The sequence below is a fragment of the Arthrobacter sp. P1_B11 genome (assembly GCF_056406715.1).
The window spans coordinates 86,101-107,289 of record NZ_JBFTZQ010000013.1 but is presented as its reverse complement, the minus strand read 5'-3'; the positions used below and the strand labels follow the sequence as shown (position 1 = coordinate 107,289).

The window sequence follows — 21,189 nt, the reverse complement described above, 5'->3', positions numbered from 1 at the left end:
AGCCTGCACAGGTGAACCGGTTCAACCCCAACTCTCTCGCGGCCGCCGCCGTACTCCCCAAGCGGTCAAACACCGCGAAAAATGCATCCTTCTGATCCTGCGAGTACCACCCGGATCCTGATGAATCACCGCTTAAACGAACCACGGTCGTTGCAACTCCCAAAAGTCGGGGTGTTGCAACGACCGCTAGAACCCAAGTGGGCGATTCAGGGCCTCATCTGTCCGTTCGCGATTTTCGGGGCGTAAGTGTCCGTCCGCGCTTTTCGGCGGGGGCTTAACTGTCCGTTCCCGCCGGGCTTGGGGGCGGGCCGGGGTCGGTAGGCTGGAGGCATGAGTCTTGAGCCCCACTCCGCCGCCATCATCCAGCTAGCCTGGGCGCGCCGTTTGGGGCTCGACGACGGCGCTTTCGCCACGGCCCTGGAAACCGGCGAACGCATCACCAGGGTTGAGGACTCTGCCCGGTCGGTGGAGTTCGTCCGACTCTTCGGCAGCTCCGTGCTGGTGGGGCCGCAGTGGGCGCTGGATGCCGCCGTCGGAATCTCCGATGAGGAAATGGCACAGCACGTCACCCTGCTGACCATCACGCGCCACCACGGCGGGCACGGACAGGGCTCCGCAGCGCTGTTCTTCGCCGATGATCTGCCGCTGCTGCAGCCCTCCGAGGAACTGACCGTCTCACACGGCAACCCGGAGGCGATCGAGCTGGAGGGCCTTTGCCCCCCGGACGACGTCAACGAGGTAGGGCTCTCGGACCTGGAAAACCGCTACACCATCATCCACGACGAGGACGGCCGCAAGGTGCCTGTGGCCTGCGGTGCGTACTCGGAATGGGAAGGAATCCTGGCCCACATGGGCGTTCTCGTGGCTCCCGAATGGCGGCGCCGAGGCCTGGGGTCGCTGGCGGCTTCGATCGCCGCGCACGAGGCCCTCGCCTCCGGGCTGACGCTGCAGTGGCGCTCGGACGTCAGCAATAAGGGCTCCCTGGCCACAGCACGCAGCCTGGGCTTCTCCACCGGCGGCATCCAGACCAGCGTGCTGCTGGGCTGAGCACGCCCGCACAACACAAGCCGGCACAAGCCGCGCCACCGGGCACAACGGCACCGCCGGACCAAAAGGTCCCGCCGGGCACAAAGGTCCCGGCGGCACGGCAGGCTTACAGCGTCTTCGCGTCCGCGCTCTCAGGCGTCGCGGCCTGCTGACCCGCCCAGCCCTGCACCGGCTTCGGCCGGGCGAAGAAGAGAGCCACCGCTGCGCCGAGCACGATCACGGCCGCGGGCAGCATGATGGACTGGCCCATCGCCGTCGAAAATCCCTCGTGGAGGGCTTCCGGCAACTTGCCGCCGAAGCTCGCCGACTCGCCGCCCGACCCGCCGGGCGCCCCGGCGGCAGGAAGTTCCGCCGCGAGCCTGGCCTGCATCAGCACCGCAATGGCGGCGCTGCCGAGGACGGCGCCGATCTGCCGCGTGGTGTTGTACACGCCGGCGCCGGCGCCCGCCTGCCGCGGCGGCAGGTTGCGGGTGGCCGTTGAACTCAGCGGAGCCCAGATACCGGCGTTCGCGAAGCCGAGCACGGCGCTCGGCAGCAGGAACAGCCACACCGGGGTGTCGGGATGCATCAGCGCCGAGTTCCAGAACAGGGCCACGGCCATGAGCACCAGCCCCGCGGAGGTGATGTATTTCGGGTTTACGCGGTCGATGATCCTGCCCACCACGGGGGCGAGGCCACCCGAAATCAGCGCCATCGGAACCATCATGAGGGCGGACTGCGTCGGCGTCATGCCGCGCACCATCTGGTAGTAGAAGATCAGCGGCAGGCCGAAGGCCGTGACGGTGAAGCCCACTGTGGTGATCCCGATGTTGGCGAGCGAGAAATTGCGGTCCTTGAAGAGACCAAGCGGCAGCAGCGGCTCGCCCTTATTAACGGCCTGCCAGACGACGAACAGCACCAGCACCACGATGCCGCTGATGATCAGGCCCCACACCGTTACGGGACCGGTGATGGCGCCCCAGTCGTAGGTCTCGCCTTCCTGAAGACCGAAGACGAGGAGGAAAAGCCCGACGGCGCTCAGCACCACGCCGGGGATGTCGAACTTGTGCGGGTGGGTGGTGAGCGACGGCACCAGGCGCCAGGCGAGGATGAAGCCAACGATCCCGATGGGGACGTTGATGAAGAAGATCCACTCCCAGCCAAGCCAGTCCACCAGCACGCCGCCGAGGATCGGGCCCACCAGCGTGGCCACGCCGGCAGTGGCGCCCCACAGCCCCATGGCGGCGCCGCGCCGGTCCGGCGGGAAAATGCGCGTGATCACGGCCATGGTCTGCGGCGTCATCAGCGCTGCGCCCAGGCCCTGGAGAACGCGCGCCGCGATCAGCATCTGGACGTTGCCGGACAGCCCGCACCAGAGCGAGGCCAGGGTGAAGACGACCAGGCCTGACAGGTAGAGCCGCTTGGGGCCGAACCTGTCACCGAGTCTCCCGGTGATCAGGAGCGGGACCGCATACGCCAAGAGGTAGGCGCTCGTGACCCAGATGACGGCATTGATGTCCGTGTCCAGCCCGGCCATGATGCTCGGGTTGGCCACGGAGACGATCGTGGTGTCGATCAGGATCATGAAGAACCCGATGACGAGCGACCAGAGGGCCGGCCACGGCCTGCTTACGTTTTCCAAGAAAGATTCCTTCAGTTGCAGACGGCTGGTGGGTGCCGGCGGTGTATTTCAGTCGGTGCCGGCCCTATGCCAGCAGCGCTTGGATGTCTTTGCGGGCGAACATCTCGGCGGCCGCGCGGGCCGAGGGGGTTCCGGCATCGGGGTCGGCTCCCGCGTCAAGCAGGACCCTGGCCACATCGGTGTAGCCCTTGAAGACGGCGCCGGCGAGCGGGGTCTGCCCGCGGTCGTTCGCGCCGTTGGCATCGCCGCCATGGTAGAGGATCAGCTGAACTGTCTCGGCGTGGCCGTGGTAGGCCGCGAGCATCAGCAGCGAATCCCCTGCGGCGTTGGTCAGGGTGGCCGGAGCGCCGGCGTTGAGGTAGCACCTGAGCGTGTCGGTCTCCCCGTTGCGTGCGGCGTCGAAGAGCGAGTGCGCCAACGCGAGCGTCTCCTCATCCGGCTCCGGCGACGGCGCGGTCCCCGGTGCCCCCGGGGCGGTCGGGTCTGTCATTTGTGGGTCCCCCTCAGGAATCCGGTCTGCCGGCCAATGACCTGCCCGGCGTCGGGAGCCACGATCACTTCCTGCGCGGCTGTGTACGGCTCTTCACCGTCCATGACAGTCAGTATTTCATCCGGAGCGACCGAACGCTTGATGACCGCCAGCGCAATGGGGCCCATCTCGTAGTGCTGCGCCACGGACGTGGCGGTTCCCACCTTGCGCTCCCCCAGCAGCACGGGACTTCCGGCCACCGGCATGGTGTGCTGGGAGCCGTCGAGCTGGAGGAACACGAGCCGGCGCGGCGGGTGGCCCAGGTTGTGCACGCGGGCAATGGTCTCCTGGCCCTTGTAGCAGCCCTTGGCCAGATGGACGGCGGTCCGGAGCAGATCCAGCTCGTGCGGAATCGTCTTGTCGTCGGTTTCGGCGCCCAGCCGGGGGCGCCAGGCCGCGATGCGCAGGGCCTCGGCCGCCGACACCCCTGCCAGGGGCCGGTCCCCCAGCGTTGCCTCGAGCTCCGCCGCCGGAACCAGGTATTCGAACCACGGGCGCTCGGCGCCGGGATGGGCGTCCTCGCTCACCACGGAATAGGCGTATCCGCCGGCACTGACGTGCGGCCACGGGTCCTGCCACACCTTCAGGGCGGACCACTCCGGCACGGCCCGGGTGGATCCCAGCACGGCCCAGTCGTCCGAGACGTCCGCAATTTCGACCCGCAGCATGAACTTCATCTTGTTCAGCCACTCCGCCAGCGGGACGGCTTCGGCTGCCTCGACGATCAGCCAGGTGCTGCCGCCGTCGTCCACCACCCGGGCATCGAATTCGATGCGCCCCTGGACGCTCAGGAGCAGCAGCTCGCTGGATTCACCGGGCTGGAGATTGGTGACCTGCTGGGAGGAAAGCGTGTTGAGCCAGCTCAGGCGGTCGGGGCCGGTAACGGTCACCACGCCGCGGTGGGAAAGATCGACGACGGCGGTGCCGGTTGCGAGGGCGCGCTGCTCACGCAGCGGCTCACCGTAGTGGGACGCGACGCCGGAATCGGCACCGCCCGCTTCGACGGCTCCAGGGCGCGACAACAGAGGGCTCTTGATAGTCATATGAAAGGGAACGTCCTTGGCTCGGCGGGTATTCCGGTCTTGCAGGACCGGGCTGCGGGTCCGGCACCCGCCGTCAGCGGTACTCCGGATTTTCGAAACCGTACTTCGATCCGGCCTTCCATTCTTCCGGAAGGTTGCCGTAGGCGGGAATTCCGCCGGAATCCTTGAGCATCCGGGCCAGATGAAGGAGGTTCCAGGTCATGAAGGTGGTGTTTCTGTTAGTAAAATCACTCTCCGGACCCCCGGACCCTTCATCGAGGTAGCTGGGCCCGGGGCCCACGGGGCCGATCCAGCCGGCGTCGGCCTGCGGAGGAATGGTGAACCCGATGTGCTGGAGGCTGTAGAGGACGTTCATGGAGCAGTGTTTGATGCCGTCTTCGTTGCCCGTGATCAGGCACCCGCCCACCTTGGGGTAGAAGGCCCACTGGCCCTTTTCATTGAGCTGCCCCGAATGCGCATAGAGCCGCTCGATGAGTTTCTTGGTCTGGGAGGAGTTGTCCCCCAGCCAGATGGGCCCGGCAACTACCACGATGTCGGCCTCCTGGACAGCCGGATACAGCTCCGGCCATTCATCGGTCTCCCAGCCATACTCACGCATATCCGGGTACACACCGCTCGCAATGTCGTGGTCCACGGTACGGATGAGCCGCGTCGACACCCCCTGCTTTTCCATGATCAGCCGGCTGATCCGGATCAGGCCCTCCGTGTTGCTCGTTTGGGGCGAGCGTTTGAGGGTGCCGTTGAAGAAAACCGCCTTGAGGTCGCTGTAGATCGTCGGGACTTCAGCTTCAGCCATGTGGTGCTCCCTTGGTTGCGTCGGGCAGAGGAACTCGGGACCTCAGACCAACGTAGCCCACGGGAGCGGGCGACGGAACAGAGCGGATCGCCGGGCTGTCAGGCGCCCGGCCGGGGAGCCGTCAGGAAACCTTTTTCAGGAACGCCGAGGCGTGGGCTTCCAGTCCGTTGCCCGGCTCCGAAGTGCCGGCTGCCGGGGAAGCGCCGCCGGTGGCGACATCCCAGCGCCACAGGAGGTTCCCGTCAACGAGACCGAAGATCCGCGTGGCCGCGCTGTAGTCCTTGGAGTGGCTGCCCCGCATCACCATGTCGGTGCTCAACTGGATCTGCGGGCCCTTGATCTGCCCGTAGTACAGCTCGGAAATCCCGCCCGGATGGGCGATGGAGACGGAAATGTCGAATCCGCCGTCCTTGTTCCGCAGTGCCTCCACCTCGTCGGCACTCTTAAGCGCCGGCACGATGTCCGCGGGGACAAGGCCGGGACCGCCGTCGGCGTCCAGTTGTTTGCGCTCAAGGGCCCAAAATCCGGTCTCGACCGTGAGGGGCCGGAGCTTGGTGCCGTCCTCATCGGTCAGCCAGCTCTCCGCACGGTACTGCAGGTACGGCAGGCCGTTGTGGGTGAACGAAACGCGTTGCACAAAGTGCTCAGAGCCTTCGTCGCCGGAACCAAGCCGTCCATGGCCCTCCCACTCACCAATGAGCCAGGACAGCGGAACCAGTTCGGGTGTCAGGTCTGTTGGAATCTCAATAGGCACGGTTGTTACCTCTGGAAGCTGCTAACAGGGGAAGCGGTTCTACTTCTGGCCCTTGAACAGGCGGTAGACCACGAAACCGGCAAACCAGGCCATGGACAGGCTCGCTACGCCGAGCAGGACAAGGAAGAAAATTTCATATGCAAGTACGGACATGGTGCCATCCTAACGCGTTAGAAGATGAGTAGTTTGTCTATGAAGTAGGCAAGGGATCCGACTGCCGCGACGGGCGCCAGGCCCATGCCCAGGGCCGCCGGGAAGTTCAGCGGCGTCCCCCGCAGTGTCACGAGTCGCCGGAAGCTGACGAGCACCGCCCCGACCACAACCCCGAACACCGCGGCGGGCAGGACAGCGATGTCGGAGAACACCAGTCCGGCCAGCGGGCCCGCGAGACCGGCCAGAACGATTCCCAGCGGCGCGACGATCCTGTCCGGCCAGCGGAGGAGGCCTGCCAGCAGCGCGACGGCGGCGCTGACGCCGGCGACGAGCAGCATTTCCCTGACCCCGTTGAACCGCGCTCCGGCGATCCAGCCTGCGCCCATGCAGGACAGTATGACGCCCACGCAACAGCCCAGGATCGATTCGAGCCGCTGAGCCTGCCCCGTTCCGCGGATCAGCTGGACCACGAACACGGAGGTGACCCCCAGGGCGATGAAACCCGGCGTCCAATTGAGGTAGCCCGGGGCGGAAACGGTGGCCGCCGCCACCGCGGAGCCGGCACCTGGCAGGCCGATCACCGCCGCGAGGGTCTTTTTGGCCGGTATCCCCAGGTAGTGCGGCCAGCCGACGCCCACGGCCAGCGCAACGACGACGCCGACGGCGAGGAGGACATCCGGTGTCCGGTAGACGCTGGCGATGATGGTGGCCAGGCCGGCCAGGCCAATGACTCCGATGCTCCACGACTTCACGGCGGACCCGGTGTGCGCCGCAGCGCTCACTTCCGGCGTGGCCATGGCGTACTCATCTCTGACTCTGAACTCAACTTCGCTGCGTCCTCATCCTGGCTGTGCCGTTGAAGGGCAGGGCTGACGCCCTGACGGTTTCAATCCTGCCCTATGTGACTGCCATATGTCGCAAATGCGGCACGCTGCAGGCCAGGATCAGTGCCTGTCTGGGGGCCGTTAGGTATACTCAAAGCTCAGCTACGCTTCCCGCTGCGGGAACCGGAGACGCCGGCTCGCCGGAGGCTCCGCCCGTTGCAGCCAGCACAGTACCGGCCGGTGAAAGCCCGGTTCAGTCGCCCAATGATGCGCGGACGGCCCCTTGGAGGAACAATGTCGCACATCCTGTTACTGACCAACAGCACCGGATCATCGGTGGACATTCTGCCTGCCTTGGAGCTGTTGAACCACCGGGTGCACATCCTGCCCGCGGAGCCCACTGCCCTGCTCGAAACGGATCCCTGCGACATTGTGCTGCTGGATGCGCGCAAGGACCTAGTGGGGGCCCGGTCGCTGACCCAACTCCTGAAGGCAACAGGCCTCAGCGCACCGCTGGTGCTGATCCTGACAGAAGGCGGCATGGCCGCCGTATCCTCGGCATGGGCAGTCGATGACATCGTTCTGGACTCCGCTGGCCCTGCCGAGGTGGAAGCCAGGATCCGGCTCTCCGTGGCGCGGGCCGTCCCGGAGAAGGAAGACCTGCCCTCCGAAATCCGGGCCGCCGGCGTCGTGATCGATGAAGCCAGCTATACCGCGCGGGTCAACGGCGCGGCACTAAACCTGACCTTCAAGGAATTCGAGCTCCTGAAGTACCTGGCGCAGCACCCCGGCCGGGTGTTCACCCGCCAGCAGCTGCTCACCGAGGTCTGGGGCTACGACTACTACGGCGGCACCCGGACCGTGGACGTGCACGTCAGGCGCCTGCGCGCCAAACTGGGCGCGGACCACGAAAACCTGATCAGCACCGTCCGCAACGTGGGGTACCGGCTCACCCTGGTGCGCCAGCAAGAGGACGAGCTCACCGAGGCCTGACGGGCTCCGGCGTCAAGAAGCCAAGCAACGCAAACGGCCCGGACTCTTTCGAGTCCGGGCCGTTTGCGTTGCTTATTTGCTTTAGTGGAGGACATACGGGTCGAACGTATCGAGGCCACCCCAGTGGTGGATCCCCCTCACATTCTGCTTCAGGAAGCTGAATGAGATAACGACTATACGGGGCCACCCCGGCCGGCCACAAATCGGGCAGCCCGGCGGCCGCTGCGTATAGCCTTACAGCATGAGTCCTGCGCATCCGGAGATCTGGCCTGTCACCGTCATCAGAGGCGGCGTGGACGCACAGCTGCTGCGGGACATCAAGCCCCTGCTGTCAGCCGCCGAGGAATCGGACGGCAACCCCTCCATTTCGGAACAGACCCTGGTGACGCTGCGCGCCGCGGACACCGGGCCCCACTCGCTGCTGACGCTGGCGCTGTACTCCCCGGACGAGGACTCCGATCCTGCCACCGCCCAGGACCTGGCGGGTTTCGCTGTGGTGGTCGAAGAAGCGGACGGCACGGGAGTCCTGGAGATCGCCGTCCACCCCAGCTACCGGAACCAGGGCGTGGCTGACCGGCTGGTTGGCACGCTGAAGTCTGAACGCGGATTCGGCGGGCTGAAGGCCTGGTCCCACGGCAACCACGAGGCTGCCGCGGACCTGGCGGCCCGCTACGGCTACGGCCCCGTCCGGGAACTGTGGAAGATGCGGCTCATGACCGCCGCGGCTGAACTGCCCGACGTCGGTCTTCCGGACGGCGTGGTGCTCCGCGCCTTTGTGCCGGGCAGGGATGAGGACGTCTGGCTGGCGGCCAACCGCGAGGCCTTCGCGCACCACCCGGAACAGGGCTCCATGACACGGGCGGACCTTGAGGCCCGGATGGCGGAGCCGTGGTTCGACCCCGCCGGCTTCCTGCTGGCCGAAGACGGGGACGGGCAGCTGCTTGGCTTCCACTGGACCAAGGTCCATCCGCGGCATGGCGACCATCCGGCCATCGGCGAAGTGTACGTCGTGGGCGTGACGCCGGCCGCCCAGGGCATGGGCCTGGGCAAGGCCCTGACAGTCGCCGGCATCAGGCACCTCCAGCAGCAGGGACTGCACGCGGTCATGTTGTACACGGATGCGGACAACTCCCCGGCAGTCTCGCTGTACCGCGGGCTGGGCTTCACCCGGTGGGACGTCGACGTGATGTACGGGCCGCTGGACGGACGTTAGTCCAGTCATTCGACGCACTGTCCGGTCCCGCTGAAATCTGCGGGTCCCGCACGGGCGAATGCTTGTAAGGTTGAAGCTAAATCCCGCCAGCATCAAGGAGAGAGCATGCAACCGGAATCCGCCGGATCAGCGACGACCGAAATCAAGGCGGCCCCGGTGCGCGCCCGTTTCGGCTCCTCCGAGGTGCCTGCGTCCCGCGCCACCCAGGACCGGATCGACATTCCGGAGTTTGCCGCCATCCTGGAGCCCGAGGGCGAAATCAGCCCGGACCGGTTCCTGGACCGTGAGCTGAGCTGGCTCGCCTTCAACGCCCGGGTCCTCGAGCTCGCCGAAGACCCCAACCTCCACCTCCTTGAGCGCGTCAGCTTCCTGTCGATCTTCGCCTCCAACCTCGATGAGTTCTTCATGGTCCGCGTGGCCGGCCTGAAGCGCCGGATCGCCACCGGCCTGGCGGTCCCCTCCCCCGCGGGGCTGAGCCCGGTCCAGGTCCTTGAGCAGATCGGCGAGGCCGCCCACACTCTCCAGCAGCGGCACGCGCAGGTCTACGCCGAACAGATCCGCCCCGCACTGGCATATGAACAAATCCACCTCATGCACTGGGAAGAACTCGACGACGAGGCCAAGAACCGCCTCAGCGTCATGTTCGCGGAAAAGGTCTTCCCCATCCTCACCCCGCTTGCTGTGGACCCGGCCCACCCCTTCCCCTATATTTCCGGGCTCTCGCTGAACCTGGCCGTGGTGGTCCGGAACCCCGTCAGCGACAAGGAGCTCTTTGCGCGTGTCAAGGTTCCGGACCAGCTGCCGCGCCTGATTTCCATCGACGGTCCGCGCGCAGGATCCGTGCCGGGACGGGTTGCCCGGTTCATCGCCCTCGAAGAAGTCATTGCGGTCCACCTGGACCGGCTCTTCGCCGGCATGGAAGTCCTGGAACACCACACCTTCCGCGTGACACGCAACGAAGACGTGGAGGTGGAGGAAGACGACGCCGAGAACCTCCTGCAGGCGCTCGAGAAGGAACTCCTGCGCCGCCGGTTCGGCCCTCCTGTCCGCCTCGAGGTCACCAACGACATCAACCCCAACATCCGCGCACTCCTGATCCGGGAGCTGGGCGTGGAGGAATCCGAGGTCTACTCGGTTCCTGCCCCGCTGGACCTCCGCGGGCTCTCCGTCATTGCCGGCATTGACCGCGCCGACCTGCACTATCCCAAGCACGTGCCCCACACGTCCCGGTACCTGAACGAATCCGAAACGTCCAAGGCCGCCAACGTCTTCGCCGCGATGCGCCGCCGGGACATCCTGCTGCACCACCCCTACGATTCCTTCTCCACGTCGGTCCAGGCGTTCCTCGAACAGGCGGCCGCCGATCCGAAGGTCCAGGCCATCAAGCAGACCCTGTACCGCACGTCGGGCGACTCCCCCATCGTTGACGCGCTCATCGACGCTGCCGAGGCCGGCAAGCAGGTACTCGCGCTCGTGGAAATCAAGGCCCGCTTTGACGAGCAGGCCAACATCTCCTGGGCGCGCAAGCTTGAGCAGGCCGGAGTCCATGTGGTGTACGGGATCGTCGGGCTAAAGACGCACTGCAAGCTGTCCCTCGTGGTGCGCCAGGAAGTCGACGGACTGCGCCGTTACTGCCACATCGGAACAGGCAACTACCACCCCCGCACAGCCCGTTACTACGAGGACCTTGGTCTCCTGACCGCCAACGAGCAGGTGGGCGAGGATCTCTCCAAGCTCTTCAACCAGCTCTCCGGCTACGCCCCGAAATCCACTTTCAAGCGCCTCCTGGTCGCACCGCGCTCGGTGCGCTCCGGACTGATCGACAGGATCGAGACCGAGATCCGCAACGCCCGTGCCGGCATTCCGGCGCGTGTGCAGATCAAGGTGAATTCCATCGTGGACGAGTCCATCATCGATTCCCTCTACCGGGCTTCCCAGGCGGGCGTTCCGGTAGACGTCATCGTGCGCGGCATCTGCTCGCTCCGGCCGGGAGTTCCGGGCCTCAGCGAGAACATCACAGTCCGTTCCGTCCTGGGCCGCTTCTTGGAGCATTCACGGGTGTTCGCCTTCGCCAACGGCGGCGACCCCGTGGTGTACATCGGATCGGCCGATATGATGCACCGCAACCTGGACCGCCGGGTTGAGGCACTGGTCCAGCTGTCGGGAGGCGAGGACACCACGTACGTCCTGGACATGCTCCGCCGGTACATGGATCCCGAAACAGCAAGCTGGCACCTCGACAATCAGGGAATCTGGAACCGCCATCACCTCGACGAGGACGGCAGGGAACTTGACGACGTCCAGTCCTGGCTCCTGGCTTCCCGCTCCCGCCAGCGCGCAACTGCCCGGCGGTAGGAAACGGGTTTGAAGAGCGATTCACCGATAGCCGACCAGACCGATCACCCGGGCGAGCCGGTTGCCGTCACGGCGGCTGGCGCCTTGCCGTGGCGGATCAGGAAGGACCAGCTGGAAGTCCTGCTGATCCACCGGCCCCGGTACGACGACTGGTCCTGGCCGAAAGGCAAACTCGACGCCGGCGAAACGGTCCCCGAGTGCGCCGTCCGCGAGGTGGAGGAAGAGATCGGGCTCCAGGCACCCCTGGGGATTCCGCTGCCGCCCATCCACTACCACGTGGCCAGCGGGCTGAAGGTTGTGCACTACTGGGCCGTGGAAGTGAACGGCGCTCCGCTGCGGCCTGACGGCAAGGAGGTGGACAGCGTGATGTGGTGCACCCCGGAGAAGGCTGCTTCACTGCTGTCCAACCCCTCCGACATCGGGCCGCTCGAGTACCTGGCGGCGGCCCATGCCCGGATGGAACTGCACACCTGGCCCCTGGTGATCGTGCGCCATGCCAAGGCGAAGCCTAGGTCGTCGTGGACGAAGGCCGAAGGCGAGCGGCCGCTGGCAGCCACCGGCGTGCGCCAGGCCCAGGCCGTGCGGAGGCTGCTCCACGCCTGGAAGCCCCTTCGGGTGGTCAGCAGCCCCTGGCAGCGCTGCGTCGCCACGATCGCCCCGTACGCCAAGGCCACGGACGCAAAAGTGAAGCTGGTGGATGCGCTGACAGAGCACCGGCACGCACGCAATCCCAAGAAGACGGCCGCCACGATTGAGTCCCTGTTCGATAAGCAGCGCGCCGTAGTGTTGTGCACCCACCGGCCCGCACTGCCTACCGTCCTGAGCCAGCTGGGCGTCTACATGAACACCAGGCTGAAGGGCGTGCTTCCGGTGGCCGACCCGTACCTCGCCCCGGGGGAAATGATCATCTGCCACGTGGCGCACAGCAGCAAGAGCAAGATCGTGGCCGTGGAGCAGTTCAAGCCGTTCGACGACTGAAAGCTGCTGACCGTGCCGCCGCCCCGGGGGCCCCGCACCCCCAAGCTGTTCCCACTAGACTGGACGCGTGAACATCCCAACGCCCTATGAAGACCTTCTGCGCGATGTCATGGCAAACGGCACGCATAAATCCGACCGCACCGGTACCGGCACCAGCAGCGTCTTCGGACGCCAAATCCGCTTTGACCTGGGCGAGGGCTTCCCGCTCATCACCACGAAGCGCGTGCACTTCAAGTCCGTCGCCGTTGAGCTGCTGTGGTTCCTGCGCGGCGACACCAACGTGAAGTGGATGCAGGACCAGGGCGTGACCATCTGGAATGAATGGGCTGACGCCGACGGCGAACTCGGCCCGGTCTACGGCGTCCAGTGGCGCAGCTGGCCCACTCCCGACGGTGGCCACATCGACCAGATCACGGAGCTCGTCGAAAACCTGAAGGCCAACCCGGATTCCCGCCGGCACATCGTGTCGGCCTGGAACGTGGCCGAGCTGAAGGACATGGCGCTGCCGCCCTGCCACGCGTTCTTCCAGTTCTACGTCGCCGACGGCAAGCTGTCCTGCCAGCTGTACCAGCGGTCGGCGGACATGTTCCTGGGTGTCCCGTTCAACATCGCCTCCTATGCGCTGTTGACCTGCATGCTGGCCCAGCAGACCGGCCTGGAGCCCGGCGAATTCGTCTGGACCGGCGGCGATGTCCACATCTACGAAAACCACATGGACCAAGTCCTGAAACAGCTGGAGCGGGAGCCCTACGAGTATCCGCAGCTGAAAATCACGCGCAAGCCGGCCTCGATCTTCGATTACACGCTGGACGACTTTGAAGTGGTGGGATACCGCCACCACCCCACAATCAAGGCGCCGATCGCAGTATGAGTGCCGAAGAGACCATGGATCCCCAGACCTTCAGCGAGAACATCGCGGCAAACATGACCGGGATCGGGCTGGTTTGGGCACAAACTACAGCCGGGGTGATCGGCAACGCCGGCGATATGCCGTGGCACCTGCCCGAAGACCTGAAGCACTTCACCAAGGTGACCAGCGGACATCCCGTCATTATGGGCCGCAAGACCTGGCTGTCCTTCCCGGAGAAGTACCGCCCCCTCCCCAACCGGACCAATATCGTCATTACCCGGCAGGAAGACTGGGCCCGCACGCCCGAGGCGGAGGGCGCCGTCGTCGTCAAGTCCCTTGATGATGCCCTCCTCGAGTCGCAGTTTGCACCCGGCTTCGAGGCGGTCTGGATTGTGGGCGGCGGCGAGATCTTCGAGCAGTCCACGGAGATCGCCAATATTGCCGTAGTCACCACCATTGATATGGAGGCCGATGGCGACACGCACGCCCCCGAACTCAACGCGGCGTGGGTTCCGGAAGACTCAGTACCCAGCGAAGGCTGGCTGACCGCGGCCAACGGCACCCGCTACCGGTTCACACAGTGGAACCGGACGGAAGGTTAGACGAATGCAGATGCTCAGAAAACCCGAAACCCTGTTCGTGCTGGGCTACATGCTGCTGCCGCTGCTCGCCCTGCTGTCCGCGATCGTTGGGCTGACCATGATCCTTGGCGGCAACAAGATCGCGGGCATCATCGTCCTGGTTGTCGTAACCCAGGTATTTGCCTTCGGCGCCTTCTTTGCCCTGCGCGCCCGCAAGAGTGCCCTCCTTGAGGAGACCGACCCCCGGTAGCTCCGGGACCGCCGTCGGCTCTGGGCCGCCGACGGCGACCGGCGATGGGGAGCGCTGCCCATCGCGGCGGCGGCACACCGCCATTACAGTGTTGGCAGGACTCGGCAGCAACCGTTCAGACGCAGAACGTTCAGATTTTGGGGGATGGTGCCACAGTGGCAGGCAACTTGTGGGGCTCGGACGTTGCGCAGCTGCGCACGCTCGCTCAGCAGTTCGGAAAGGTGTCCGACAACCTGTTGCAGCAGTCTTCGCAGCTGACCAACCAGATCAACAACAACCCTTCGTGGAAGGGCAACGACGCGACGCAGTTCCGCTCGGACTGGAACGGCAGCCACCGGGCCCTCATCCAGAGAACAGCCCGCGCACTGAAGGAAGAATCCAGGAAACTGCTCGAAAACGCCAACGAGCAGGAGAAGGCCAGCAACGCCGGCGGCCCCGGTACCTTGGGCGGTCCGGGCTCGCTGGGTGGCCCGGCCGGCGGCGCGGGCGGGTTCTCCGTTGGCGGTGTGCTGCTCGGCGGATTTGGGATGCTGAAGGCGGGCATGACCATCCAAAAGTTCATCAAGGCCCCGCTCACCCTGGCCAAGCACGCCGGACAGTACGGCTGGGTTTTGAAGAATCAGCGCGCAGAGTTCATCAAGTCCTTCCTCCAAGGGAGCCACCGGATCGGCGGCCCCGGCTTTGCCGCTCACAGACTGCTTGGCAATCCAGCCCTGGATGATCTGCTTAAGGGATCTTCGGCTGCCAACCGCGGCATCGGCCTGATCGATAAGGCGACCGACATTGCTTCCCTGAAGAACCTGAATAAGTACGTCGGCCCGCTGGGCAGGTTCGAAGGGGTGTTCGCGGAAAAGCCCTGGCTCGGCGCGGGCACCAAGCTCGAGTGGCTCGGCAAGTCCGGCGTCGCGCGCACGCTGGGCTGGGCGGGCGTCGGCTTCAGTGCCTACGACTCCGTCAAGAGCTTTTCCGACGGCGACATCAAGGGAGGCCTTGTGGGGGCCGGAAAGACTGCCCTCGGCGTCGGCTGCTTTTTGCCGCCTCCGGCAGGAACCGTCTGCCAGGTCGCCAGCGTCGGAATCGCCGTCTATGAGAATTGGGACACCATCAGCAGCGTGGGCAAAAATGTTGGCGAGGGGATCGTCAACGCGGTGAAGGATCCCGGAAAGTTCGTCAGCGACACGAAGGATTCGGTTGTGGACGCGGGCAAGTCCGTAGGCAAGTTCTTCGGAATCGGCGACTAGGAGACGAATATGAGTGTTCAGGACGAAACCCAGCAGGAGCCCAGGCTCGGCATCGACGTCATCGGGTTCGGCGTGGGCGAGTTTGCCTACCTGCTCAACGTGTTTGAGGGGCCGGCCAGGGACCGTTCCGTCAGCGTTTTCCGCGCCGAGGAGGTCGTGGATGATGTGACGCTGTCCACGGCCGGGGCTTCCTCGCTGATGGCGCGGGATCTGGCCTCGGTGGATGAGGACGGTGACCTGGGAGTGACCGGCGTCGCGGCGGCTGTGGCTACCGCCCTCGGCAAGGCGACCACGTGGACCGAGATCTCGCTTCTGACCGGCGATGCCATGGACAACGTGGTGCTGCTGGAGGCACCCGGGGTGGCGCTGATGCTTCAGCCCCGGCTGCTGGGGACCTGGTTCGTTTTCGCCCAGGATCCCGCCATTACTTCCGCAGAGGCGACGCTTCGTGTCGTCCGCCGGCATGTCGAGCAGAACGACGGCGGTTCCGCCTACCTCGTTTTCAAGACGCTCGACGCCGAACGGCACCTGCTGATCCGGCGTGAAGGTGAGACCTGGACTACCGGCATCCCGGACTTCGACAAGGACGAGGTCGCCGAATCCCCGGGCCTGGACGACGCCGGGCTTCTGGCAGCGATTGAAGATGCCCGTGGCTAGGCGAAGTGAGGGAGTACCCCAGGAACCGGGCTACGTGCCGTCCAGCCCATCAGACGGCCAGCTGATCTACCGCAGGGCGGAGAATGGCGAGATGGTGGGCTACACGCCAGCCGAATACGGTGTTCGCAAAGACGACGGCGGCGGCTTGGTCAAGCCCGTGAACAGCTCCGGCGGCCTGCTCTTCCTCGCCATCCTCCTCACTGCCTGCCTGGGAGGCCTCATTTACGGCGTCGTCCAGATCGCCATCCAGGGTTCGTGGCACATTCTTGGCGAAATATGGTGGGTCTTTCCCGCCTGCCTCTTTCCCTTCACTTTCGCTTGGGCCAGCTATTTCAAGGAGCGACGGGCAGAGAAGCTTCGCAAGGCCCGCAATCTTGCCCGGCCGGTTGCGTAACGTCGCCATTCCGATCGCGGGCAGGGAGTGACGTAACCGACTGCGCCGTGCCGGTTCCGAAGTCTAAACTGAACGAATGACTACAGCAGCTACTCCGTCCGTTGGACTTGTCGGTTGGCGTGGCATGGTCGGTTCCGTCCTGATGCAGCGCATGCAGGATGAGGGCGACTTCGCCACCATCAACCCGGTGTTTTTTTCCACCTCGAACGCGGGAGGTGCCGCCCCCTCCTTCGCTGAAGGGGCAGGCAAGCTCGAGGACGCGTTCGACGTCGAGACGCTGGCCAAGCTGCCGATTATCGTCACCGCCCAGGGCGGGGACTACACCAAGCAGGTCCACGGCGAGCTGCGCAGCCGCGGCTGGGATGGCCTGTGGATCGACGCCGCGTCCACCCTGCGCATGAACGACGACTCGATCATCGTGCTGGACCCCATCAACCGCGACGTCATCGACAAGGGCCTCGTCAACGGCACCAAGGACTTCATCGGCGGCAACTGCACCGTGTCCTGCATGCTCATGGGCCTTGGCGGACTGTTCAAGAACGGCCTCGTCGAGTGGGGCACGTCCATGACCTACCAGGCGGCGTCCGGCGGCGGCGCCCGGCACATGCGCGAACTGCTCAGCCAGTTTGGCACGCTCAATGCCGAGGTCAGCACGGAACTTAACGACCCAGCGTCGGCCATTCTGGACATCGACCGCAAGGTGCTTGCCCACCAGCGCACAGGCGTCGACGCCACACAGTTCGGTGTGCCGCTGGCTGGGTCCCTGATCCCCTGGATTGACGCGGACCTGGGCAACGGCCAGTCCAAGGAAGAGTGGAAGGCCGGGGTGGAGACCAACAAGATCCTCGGTACCTCCGACGAGAACCACGTCATTATGGACGGACTGTGCATCCGGATCGGCGCCATGCGCTCCCACTCACAGGCGCTCACGCTCAAGCTGCGCGAAGACCTGTCCGTCGCCGAGATCGAGAAGCTGCTTGACGAGGACAACGAGTGGGCCAAGGTTGTGCCCAACAGCAAGGAAGCCTCGATGGCTGAGCTCACTCCGGTGGCAGCCTCGGGCACGTTGGACATTCCCGTGGGTCGCATCCGCAAGCTCGAGATGGGGCCGCAGTACATCAGCGCCTTCACCGTGGGCGACCAGCTTCTCTGGGGTGCGGCTGAGCCCCTGCGGCGCATGCTGAACATCGCCACCGGGACTCTTTAGCCACCCCCTCAGGCGGCCCTGCCCCGCACGAACGGACCCGCTCAGGGACCGCTCATGCGGTGCGGGGCCGCCTTTGTGTGTCGGCCCTTGCCAGGGTGGCGAGCACCCGACGCCTCGGCTCGGCGGGTGCGTCCAGGTGCTGCCACTCATCCCGAACGAATCTCAATGATGTTGTCAACGGACTCCTGCGGGTCGGTTAGGGGCGGCCCCCTCTCGCTCGGCGTTCCCGAGTAGGGCTCGCGAGACTTCTTTTCGCTCATGGTTGTGTTCCTTCCAGGTGGGGCGGCGGCGGCCTGGCTGACCGGCCAGCTTCCCTCCTCCCCCGACGCTTCTATGTCTTGTCAAGCGGCTGGAAGGCGGGTGCGGGCCAGGTTGTTTCGCTGGTGGGTGGGGCGGCTTTGGTGACCGGCCAGCGTCCCCTCTCCCCCCGTTGTTTTGGCTGCTGGCGAAGCTTGCGGAGCTGTGGCCGACGGAGGCCTGTCTACCCGCAGGGCAAGGGGCGGGAAATTCCCGGAGGAAATCAGCGACGAAGGAGCGCCGCAGGGAAATTCGTGCACCGCGGGCCCCGACGAAGGAGGGGCTAGAAGGGCCGGAGCGGACACGTACAATCCGAAGGACAGCAGCCAAAACTGAAAAGTGCTTCACAGCCCGAGCGGAGCGAGGCCCTTTTCAGCGTTTTAAAGGGCTGAGGCCGGCCCCTTGGGGCCGGCCTCAGTTTTTCCCTCAGCAAAAGGAAAACCAGTGCTGCAGCGTCATTGCTGCATCAAGTTATAGGTCCAGCGGGGATTTCTCCCAAGAGATATCAGCGATGGGGGCGCCTGGCTGCGGCATGGTCAACATCGAGAGCTCGAGGATGTCCTGGGCATGGGTCGCATCGGCGGGTGCGGCGTCATCATCCGTGAGGATGTACTCGTGGCTCATGTGCTGCCCCCAGGCTCTTAGTGGATCGTGTTCCTTTTCCACTGTAGCCCGGCGTCCGGCCGTTTCCGGCTTCTGGGGCTGCGCCCGCGGCAGCGTGATCGGCGGCCGGAGGAGCGCATGCGGGGGAGGCCGCCACCGCACCCAAGGGGCCGGAGCCGTTACCGGCCCGGCCCCCACCCATCTAGCGGTGCCGCTTGTAGGCGGTGTCCTGGTTCTTGGCGACGGGGGCGATGGTTCCCCGGCTCACCAGCTGGTCCATCAGTTCCGCGAGCCGGTAACCCGGTGTGTCAGCCAGAGCCAGTTTGAAGTGGTCTCCAGCTACTGACGACTGGCCTTTGAGGTACGCCAGCCACCCGATCAAGGTCAGCAGGGGCGCCCGGTAGCCTTCCGGCGCGGCGTCGAGGAGGTCCCGGACGGTTTCCTGCGCCCGGTCCACGCGGTTCCAGTCCGGGGCGATACCCTCCCCCACGAGCAGATTCCCGCTTCCTTCGGCGTCCGGCAGCTCCGGGTCGATCACGTTGCAAAACAACGTGTCCCGCAGGTCCGGGCGCTGGAAGCACGCCAGCAGCTCCACCGCCGTTTCCGGATCCATCCAACCGCCACGGGTCAGGGCCGCTGCCCACAGTTCCCGGCCCGGACGCAGCTCCGCGCCGAGCACTCCCGGGAGCGCGTGACGGATCTGCTCCTCCCTGTCTGCCGGGCCTGCGAACGGTGCGTAGCTGGTGCCGGGCGTCTTTTGGTAGCTGCTGCCACGGAACACCAGTTCCGCGTTCAATTGCCCGTCCGTGATGGATTCCAGCGATTCGGGCGGGCAGCACCCGGCGTCACTGTCGCACAGCAGGTTTTGCCAGTGCGACGGGGTGACCAGCCACGCGTCCCGCAGCGCGGTACCTGCGCTGTCCAGCGCCTCAATGACGGCCTCGACGTGGTCGTGGAAGGGGCGGGGCTGCCCGAGCGCGGGAGTGCTGGCCGTGTAAATGGCCAGCAGCACCGCCGTGGCCTGAGTGTCCAGTGCGACGTAGTCCACCATGGAGCGGGCGAAACCGGCGGGTTCCGCGAACGCGGGGGCGTCGACGCGGAGTGTCGCGCCCAGCGTCTTGCCCCGCATGGTCAGGAACACAAAGGATTCCCGCGGCACGAACCCGAGGGAGTGCGGGATGAAACCGAGGATGTCGGCGGGGCTGGAGATGCGGATTGCGTCGTTCATGTTGAAAGTCCTTTGCTGAGGAATAGGTGGGTGGGGCGGCTTTGGTGACCGGCCAGCGTCCCCTCTCCCCCCGTTGTTTTGGCTGCTGGCGAAGCTTGCGGAGCTGTGGCCGACGGAGGCCTGTCTACCCGCAGGGCAAGGGGCGGGAAATTCCCGGAGGAAATCAGCGACGAAGGAGCGCCGCAGGGAAATTCGTGCACCGCGGGCGCCGACGAAGGAGGGGCTAGAAGGGCCGGAGCGGACACGTACAATCCGAAGGACAGCAGCCAAAACGTCGTAGACAGAACAGGGCCAGGGGCGGCGGAGCCCTGCGGAGCCGGCACTGGACCCACAGTCGGCCGCGTCAGCGGACGCCCTTTTCCTGGTGAGCCCTGCGAACCCCCTGCCAGTACCCCGGGTCTTCTTTCGGCGTCCCTGGCATCGGCGGCCGCATGCCCCCGGGGCGCCGGCACTGAGTGTGCGAATGGCGGTCCGCCGCAGCCGACCCACCGCCAAGCCGGCCACGACGGCGGACCGCCAGCGGTGACCGCCCCGGCAACGGGACGGCCACCTGAAAGGACTAGTCTGCGAGGAGTTCGGCCACTTCGGCCGCATCGGAGACCAGCACCGCCGCGCCTTCATTCAGGAGCCGGTGGCATCCTGCCGAGTTGGCGCTGTGCACGCTCCCGGGGACGGCCGCGACATGCCGGGCAATGGTTTCGGCGTGGTGTGCGGTGTTCAGCGCCCCTGAGCGCCAGCGGGCTTCCACGACACAGGTCACCCCGGCGAGGGCGGCGATGATGCGGTTTCTCTGCAGGAACCTGTGCCGGGTCGGGGCGGAACCGGGCGGGAGCTCGGAGAGCGTCAGGCCGTTGCTGCGAATCGCGGCCGCGAGGTCTGCGTTACCGGACGGGTAGTCACGGTCAAGGCCTCCGGCCAGTACCGCAAGGGTCGCCGGTCCTTGTCCCTGGCTCCCGGCCAACGCGGCCCGGTGTGCGTGCGCATCGATGCCATAGGCCAGCCCTGAGATGACGCAGATTCCACGTTGGGCCAACCCGTATGCCATATCCCCTGTAACCGAGGCGCCGTAGCTGGTCGAGTCCCGGGAACCGGTCAGGGCTACGCATCGGGAAGGTGCCGGGATGCCGTTGTCGATGTTGCCCCGGTACCACAGCCCGTACGGGGCGTCGGGCAGATCGTCCAAGCCTTCCGGCCAGTGTTCATCCCCCGGGATGAGGAAGCCGCCGCCCAGGCGTTCGATGGTGGCCAGGTCCTTCTCCGCGTCGACCTCCGGAACCCGCGGAGCCCAGCGCTTCAACGCCTCTGACAGTTCTTCGACCGTGGCCTCCGGAATGGCGTGTACGGGCTGCGCACCGGTGGCAAGCCTCAACGCGGCGTACGCGCCGAGCCTACCCACGAGGGCCCGACCGACACGGTCGCCGGGTTCGAAGAGTCGGGTCAGGGCTGCGCGTGCAATGCGATCATTCATGGTTTCTCTCGTCCTTTGCTGAGGATCCGGTGCGTGGGGCGGCTTTGGTGACCGGCCAGCTTTCCCTCTCCCCCGGTTGTTTTTGCCTGCTGGCGGAGCAGCGCGTA

General features: G+C 65.8%; 21 protein-coding genes. 12 read left to right on the top strand and 9 right to left on the bottom strand.

The window, feature by feature from the left end:
- Positions 1-330: 330 nt before the first annotated feature.
- Entirely contained in the window at positions 331-1,047 is a 717-nt protein-coding gene (locus AC1D14_RS12705; protein WP_230117541.1) for a GNAT family N-acetyltransferase, read from the top strand.
- Positions 1,048-1,153: 106 nt separating this feature from the next.
- Here AC1D14_RS12705 and AC1D14_RS12700 read toward each other — a convergent pair whose 3' ends face one another.
- The 6 genes from AC1D14_RS12700 to AC1D14_RS12675 all read right to left on the bottom strand — a co-directional run bounded on the left by AC1D14_RS12700 (position 1,154) and on the right by AC1D14_RS12675 (position 6,740).
- Complete coding sequence (locus AC1D14_RS12700) at positions 1,154-2,668, bottom strand: DHA2 family efflux MFS transporter permease subunit (RefSeq protein ID WP_476882120.1); 1,515 nt, start codon at positions 2,666-2,668, stop codon at positions 1,154-1,156.
- Between the two features lie 64 nt (positions 2,669-2,732).
- Entirely contained in the window at positions 2,733-3,158 is a 426-nt protein-coding gene (locus tag AC1D14_RS12695; protein ID WP_476876086.1) for an ankyrin repeat domain-containing protein, read from the bottom strand.
- Positions 3,155-4,240 (bottom strand): CAF17-like 4Fe-4S cluster assembly/insertion protein YgfZ, encoded by a 1,086-nt coding sequence (gene ygfZ / locus AC1D14_RS12690; protein ID WP_476968590.1) that lies wholly within the window; start codon positions 4,238-4,240, stop codon positions 3,155-3,157. Before ygfZ ends, AC1D14_RS12695 begins: the two co-directional genes overlap by 4 nt.
- Before the next feature lie 73 nt (positions 4,241-4,313).
- Complete coding sequence (locus AC1D14_RS12685; protein WP_476968589.1) at positions 4,314-5,036, bottom strand: flavodoxin family protein; 723 nt, start codon at positions 5,034-5,036, stop codon at positions 4,314-4,316.
- A 121-nt stretch (positions 5,037-5,157) separates the two neighbouring features.
- The gene (locus AC1D14_RS12680) at positions 5,158-5,790 is read right to left on the bottom strand and encodes a nitrobindin family protein (protein WP_230117536.1); all 633 of its coding nucleotides are present in this window, start codon (positions 5,788-5,790) and stop codon (positions 5,158-5,160) included.
- Between the two features lie 170 nt (positions 5,791-5,960).
- Positions 5,961-6,740 (bottom strand): permease, encoded by a 780-nt coding sequence (locus AC1D14_RS12675; RefSeq protein WP_476882122.1) that lies wholly within the window; start codon positions 6,738-6,740, stop codon positions 5,961-5,963.
- Positions 6,741-7,061: 321 nt separating this feature from the next.
- Here AC1D14_RS12675 and AC1D14_RS12670 point away from each other — a divergent pair, with 321 nt between their 5' ends.
- The 11 genes from AC1D14_RS12670 (at position 7,062) to asd (ending at position 17,486) form a co-directional block, all read left to right on the top strand.
- On the top strand, positions 7,062-7,760 hold the full coding sequence (locus AC1D14_RS12670) for a winged helix-turn-helix transcriptional regulator (RefSeq protein ID WP_230117535.1): 699 nt from the start codon (positions 7,062-7,064) through the stop codon (positions 7,758-7,760).
- Between the two features lie 241 nt (positions 7,761-8,001).
- Positions 8,002-8,973 (top strand): mycothiol synthase, encoded by a 972-nt coding sequence (gene mshD, locus AC1D14_RS12665; RefSeq protein ID WP_476968588.1) that lies wholly within the window; start codon positions 8,002-8,004, stop codon positions 8,971-8,973.
- Positions 8,974-9,078: 105 nt separating this feature from the next.
- Complete coding sequence (locus tag AC1D14_RS12660) at positions 9,079-11,328, top strand: RNA degradosome polyphosphate kinase (RefSeq protein WP_476876091.1); 2,250 nt, start codon at positions 9,079-9,081, stop codon at positions 11,326-11,328.
- Between the two features lie 9 nt (positions 11,329-11,337).
- Complete coding sequence (locus AC1D14_RS12655; RefSeq protein WP_230117532.1) at positions 11,338-12,306, top strand: NUDIX hydrolase; 969 nt, start codon at positions 11,338-11,340, stop codon at positions 12,304-12,306.
- 67 nt (positions 12,307-12,373) lie between these two features.
- The gene (locus tag AC1D14_RS12650; RefSeq protein ID WP_290369718.1) at positions 12,374-13,177 is read left to right on the top strand and encodes a thymidylate synthase; all 804 of its coding nucleotides are present in this window, start codon (positions 12,374-12,376) and stop codon (positions 13,175-13,177) included.
- Complete coding sequence (locus AC1D14_RS12645; RefSeq protein WP_476882124.1) at positions 13,174-13,758, top strand: dihydrofolate reductase; 585 nt, start codon at positions 13,174-13,176, stop codon at positions 13,756-13,758. The genes AC1D14_RS12650 and AC1D14_RS12645 overlap by 4 nt, the downstream gene beginning before the upstream one ends.
- Positions 13,759-13,768: 10 nt before the next feature.
- Entirely contained in the window at positions 13,769-13,987 is a 219-nt protein-coding gene (locus AC1D14_RS12640) for an NF038396 family protein (RefSeq protein ID WP_230117546.1), read from the top strand.
- A 155-nt stretch (positions 13,988-14,142) separates the two neighbouring features.
- Complete coding sequence (locus AC1D14_RS12635) at positions 14,143-15,228, top strand: WXG100 family type VII secretion target (protein WP_230117530.1); 1,086 nt, start codon at positions 14,143-14,145, stop codon at positions 15,226-15,228.
- A gap of 9 nt (positions 15,229-15,237) precedes the next feature.
- Complete coding sequence (locus AC1D14_RS12630) at positions 15,238-15,885, top strand: hypothetical protein (RefSeq protein ID WP_476882126.1); 648 nt, start codon at positions 15,238-15,240, stop codon at positions 15,883-15,885.
- Positions 15,878-16,279 (top strand): hypothetical protein, encoded by a 402-nt coding sequence (locus AC1D14_RS12625; RefSeq protein WP_230117528.1) that lies wholly within the window; start codon positions 15,878-15,880, stop codon positions 16,277-16,279. The genes AC1D14_RS12630 and AC1D14_RS12625 overlap by 8 nt, the downstream gene beginning before the upstream one ends.
- Before the next feature lie 76 nt (positions 16,280-16,355).
- Entirely contained in the window at positions 16,356-17,486 is a 1,131-nt protein-coding gene (gene asd, locus AC1D14_RS12620; RefSeq protein WP_230117527.1) for an aspartate-semialdehyde dehydrogenase, read from the top strand.
- Positions 17,487-18,254: 768 nt separating this feature from the next.
- Here asd and AC1D14_RS12615 read toward each other — a convergent pair.
- From AC1D14_RS12615 to dprA, 3 genes are all read right to left on the bottom strand, one after another.
- Positions 18,255-18,407 carry a hypothetical protein gene (locus tag AC1D14_RS12615; RefSeq protein ID WP_476968587.1) on the bottom strand — a complete coding sequence of 51 codons (153 nt, stop codon included), beginning with the start codon at positions 18,405-18,407 and terminating at the stop codon, positions 18,255-18,257.
- Positions 18,408-18,588: 181 nt separating this feature from the next.
- Entirely contained in the window at positions 18,589-19,614 is a 1,026-nt protein-coding gene (locus AC1D14_RS12610; RefSeq protein ID WP_476968586.1) for a DUF4192 domain-containing protein, read from the bottom strand.
- Between the two features lie 559 nt (positions 19,615-20,173).
- Entirely contained in the window at positions 20,174-21,082 is a 909-nt protein-coding gene (dprA, locus tag AC1D14_RS12605) for a DNA-processing protein DprA (protein WP_476968585.1), read from the bottom strand.
- Positions 21,083-21,189: the final 107 nt, after the last annotated feature.

Excerpts from the sequence above, each read along its gene's own strand:
- AC1D14_RS12705 (WP_230117541.1), top strand. The coding sequence starts at position 331 with ATGAGTCTTGAGCCCCACTCCGCCGCCATCATCCAGCTAGCCTGGGCG.
- AC1D14_RS12695 (WP_476876086.1), bottom strand. The coding sequence starts at position 3,158 with ATGACAGACCCGACCGCCCCGGGGGCACCGGGGACCGCGCCGTCGCCG.
- AC1D14_RS12675 (WP_476882122.1), bottom strand. The coding sequence starts at position 6,740 with ATGGCCACGCCGGAAGTGAGCGCTGCGGCGCACACCGGGTCCGCCGTG.
- AC1D14_RS12615 (WP_476968587.1), bottom strand. The coding sequence starts at position 18,407 with ATGAGCCACGAGTACATCCTCACGGATGATGACGCCGCACCCGCCGAT.
- asd (WP_230117527.1), top strand. The coding sequence starts at position 16,356 with ATGACTACAGCAGCTACTCCGTCCGTTGGACTTGTCGGTTGGCGTGGC.
- dprA (WP_476968585.1), bottom strand. The coding sequence starts at position 21,082 with ATGAATGATCGCATTGCACGCGCAGCCCTGACCCGACTCTTCGAACCC.
- AC1D14_RS12630 (WP_476882126.1), top strand. The coding sequence starts at position 15,238 with ATGAGTGTTCAGGACGAAACCCAGCAGGAGCCCAGGCTCGGCATCGAC.
- AC1D14_RS12640 (WP_230117546.1), top strand. The coding sequence starts at position 13,769 with ATGCTCAGAAAACCCGAAACCCTGTTCGTGCTGGGCTACATGCTGCTG.
- AC1D14_RS12610 (WP_476968586.1), bottom strand. The coding sequence starts at position 19,614 with ATGAACGACGCAATCCGCATCTCCAGCCCCGCCGACATCCTCGGTTTC.
- AC1D14_RS12645 (WP_476882124.1), top strand. The coding sequence starts at position 13,174 with ATGAGTGCCGAAGAGACCATGGATCCCCAGACCTTCAGCGAGAACATC.
- AC1D14_RS12670 (WP_230117535.1), top strand. The coding sequence starts at position 7,062 with ATGTCGCACATCCTGTTACTGACCAACAGCACCGGATCATCGGTGGAC.
- mshD (WP_476968588.1), top strand. The coding sequence starts at position 8,002 with ATGAGTCCTGCGCATCCGGAGATCTGGCCTGTCACCGTCATCAGAGGC.
- AC1D14_RS12685 (WP_476968589.1), bottom strand. The coding sequence starts at position 5,036 with ATGGCTGAAGCTGAAGTCCCGACGATCTACAGCGACCTCAAGGCGGTT.
- ygfZ (WP_476968590.1), bottom strand. The coding sequence starts at position 4,240 with ATGACTATCAAGAGCCCTCTGTTGTCGCGCCCTGGAGCCGTCGAAGCG.
- AC1D14_RS12660 (WP_476876091.1), top strand. The coding sequence starts at position 9,079 with ATGCAACCGGAATCCGCCGGATCAGCGACGACCGAAATCAAGGCGGCC.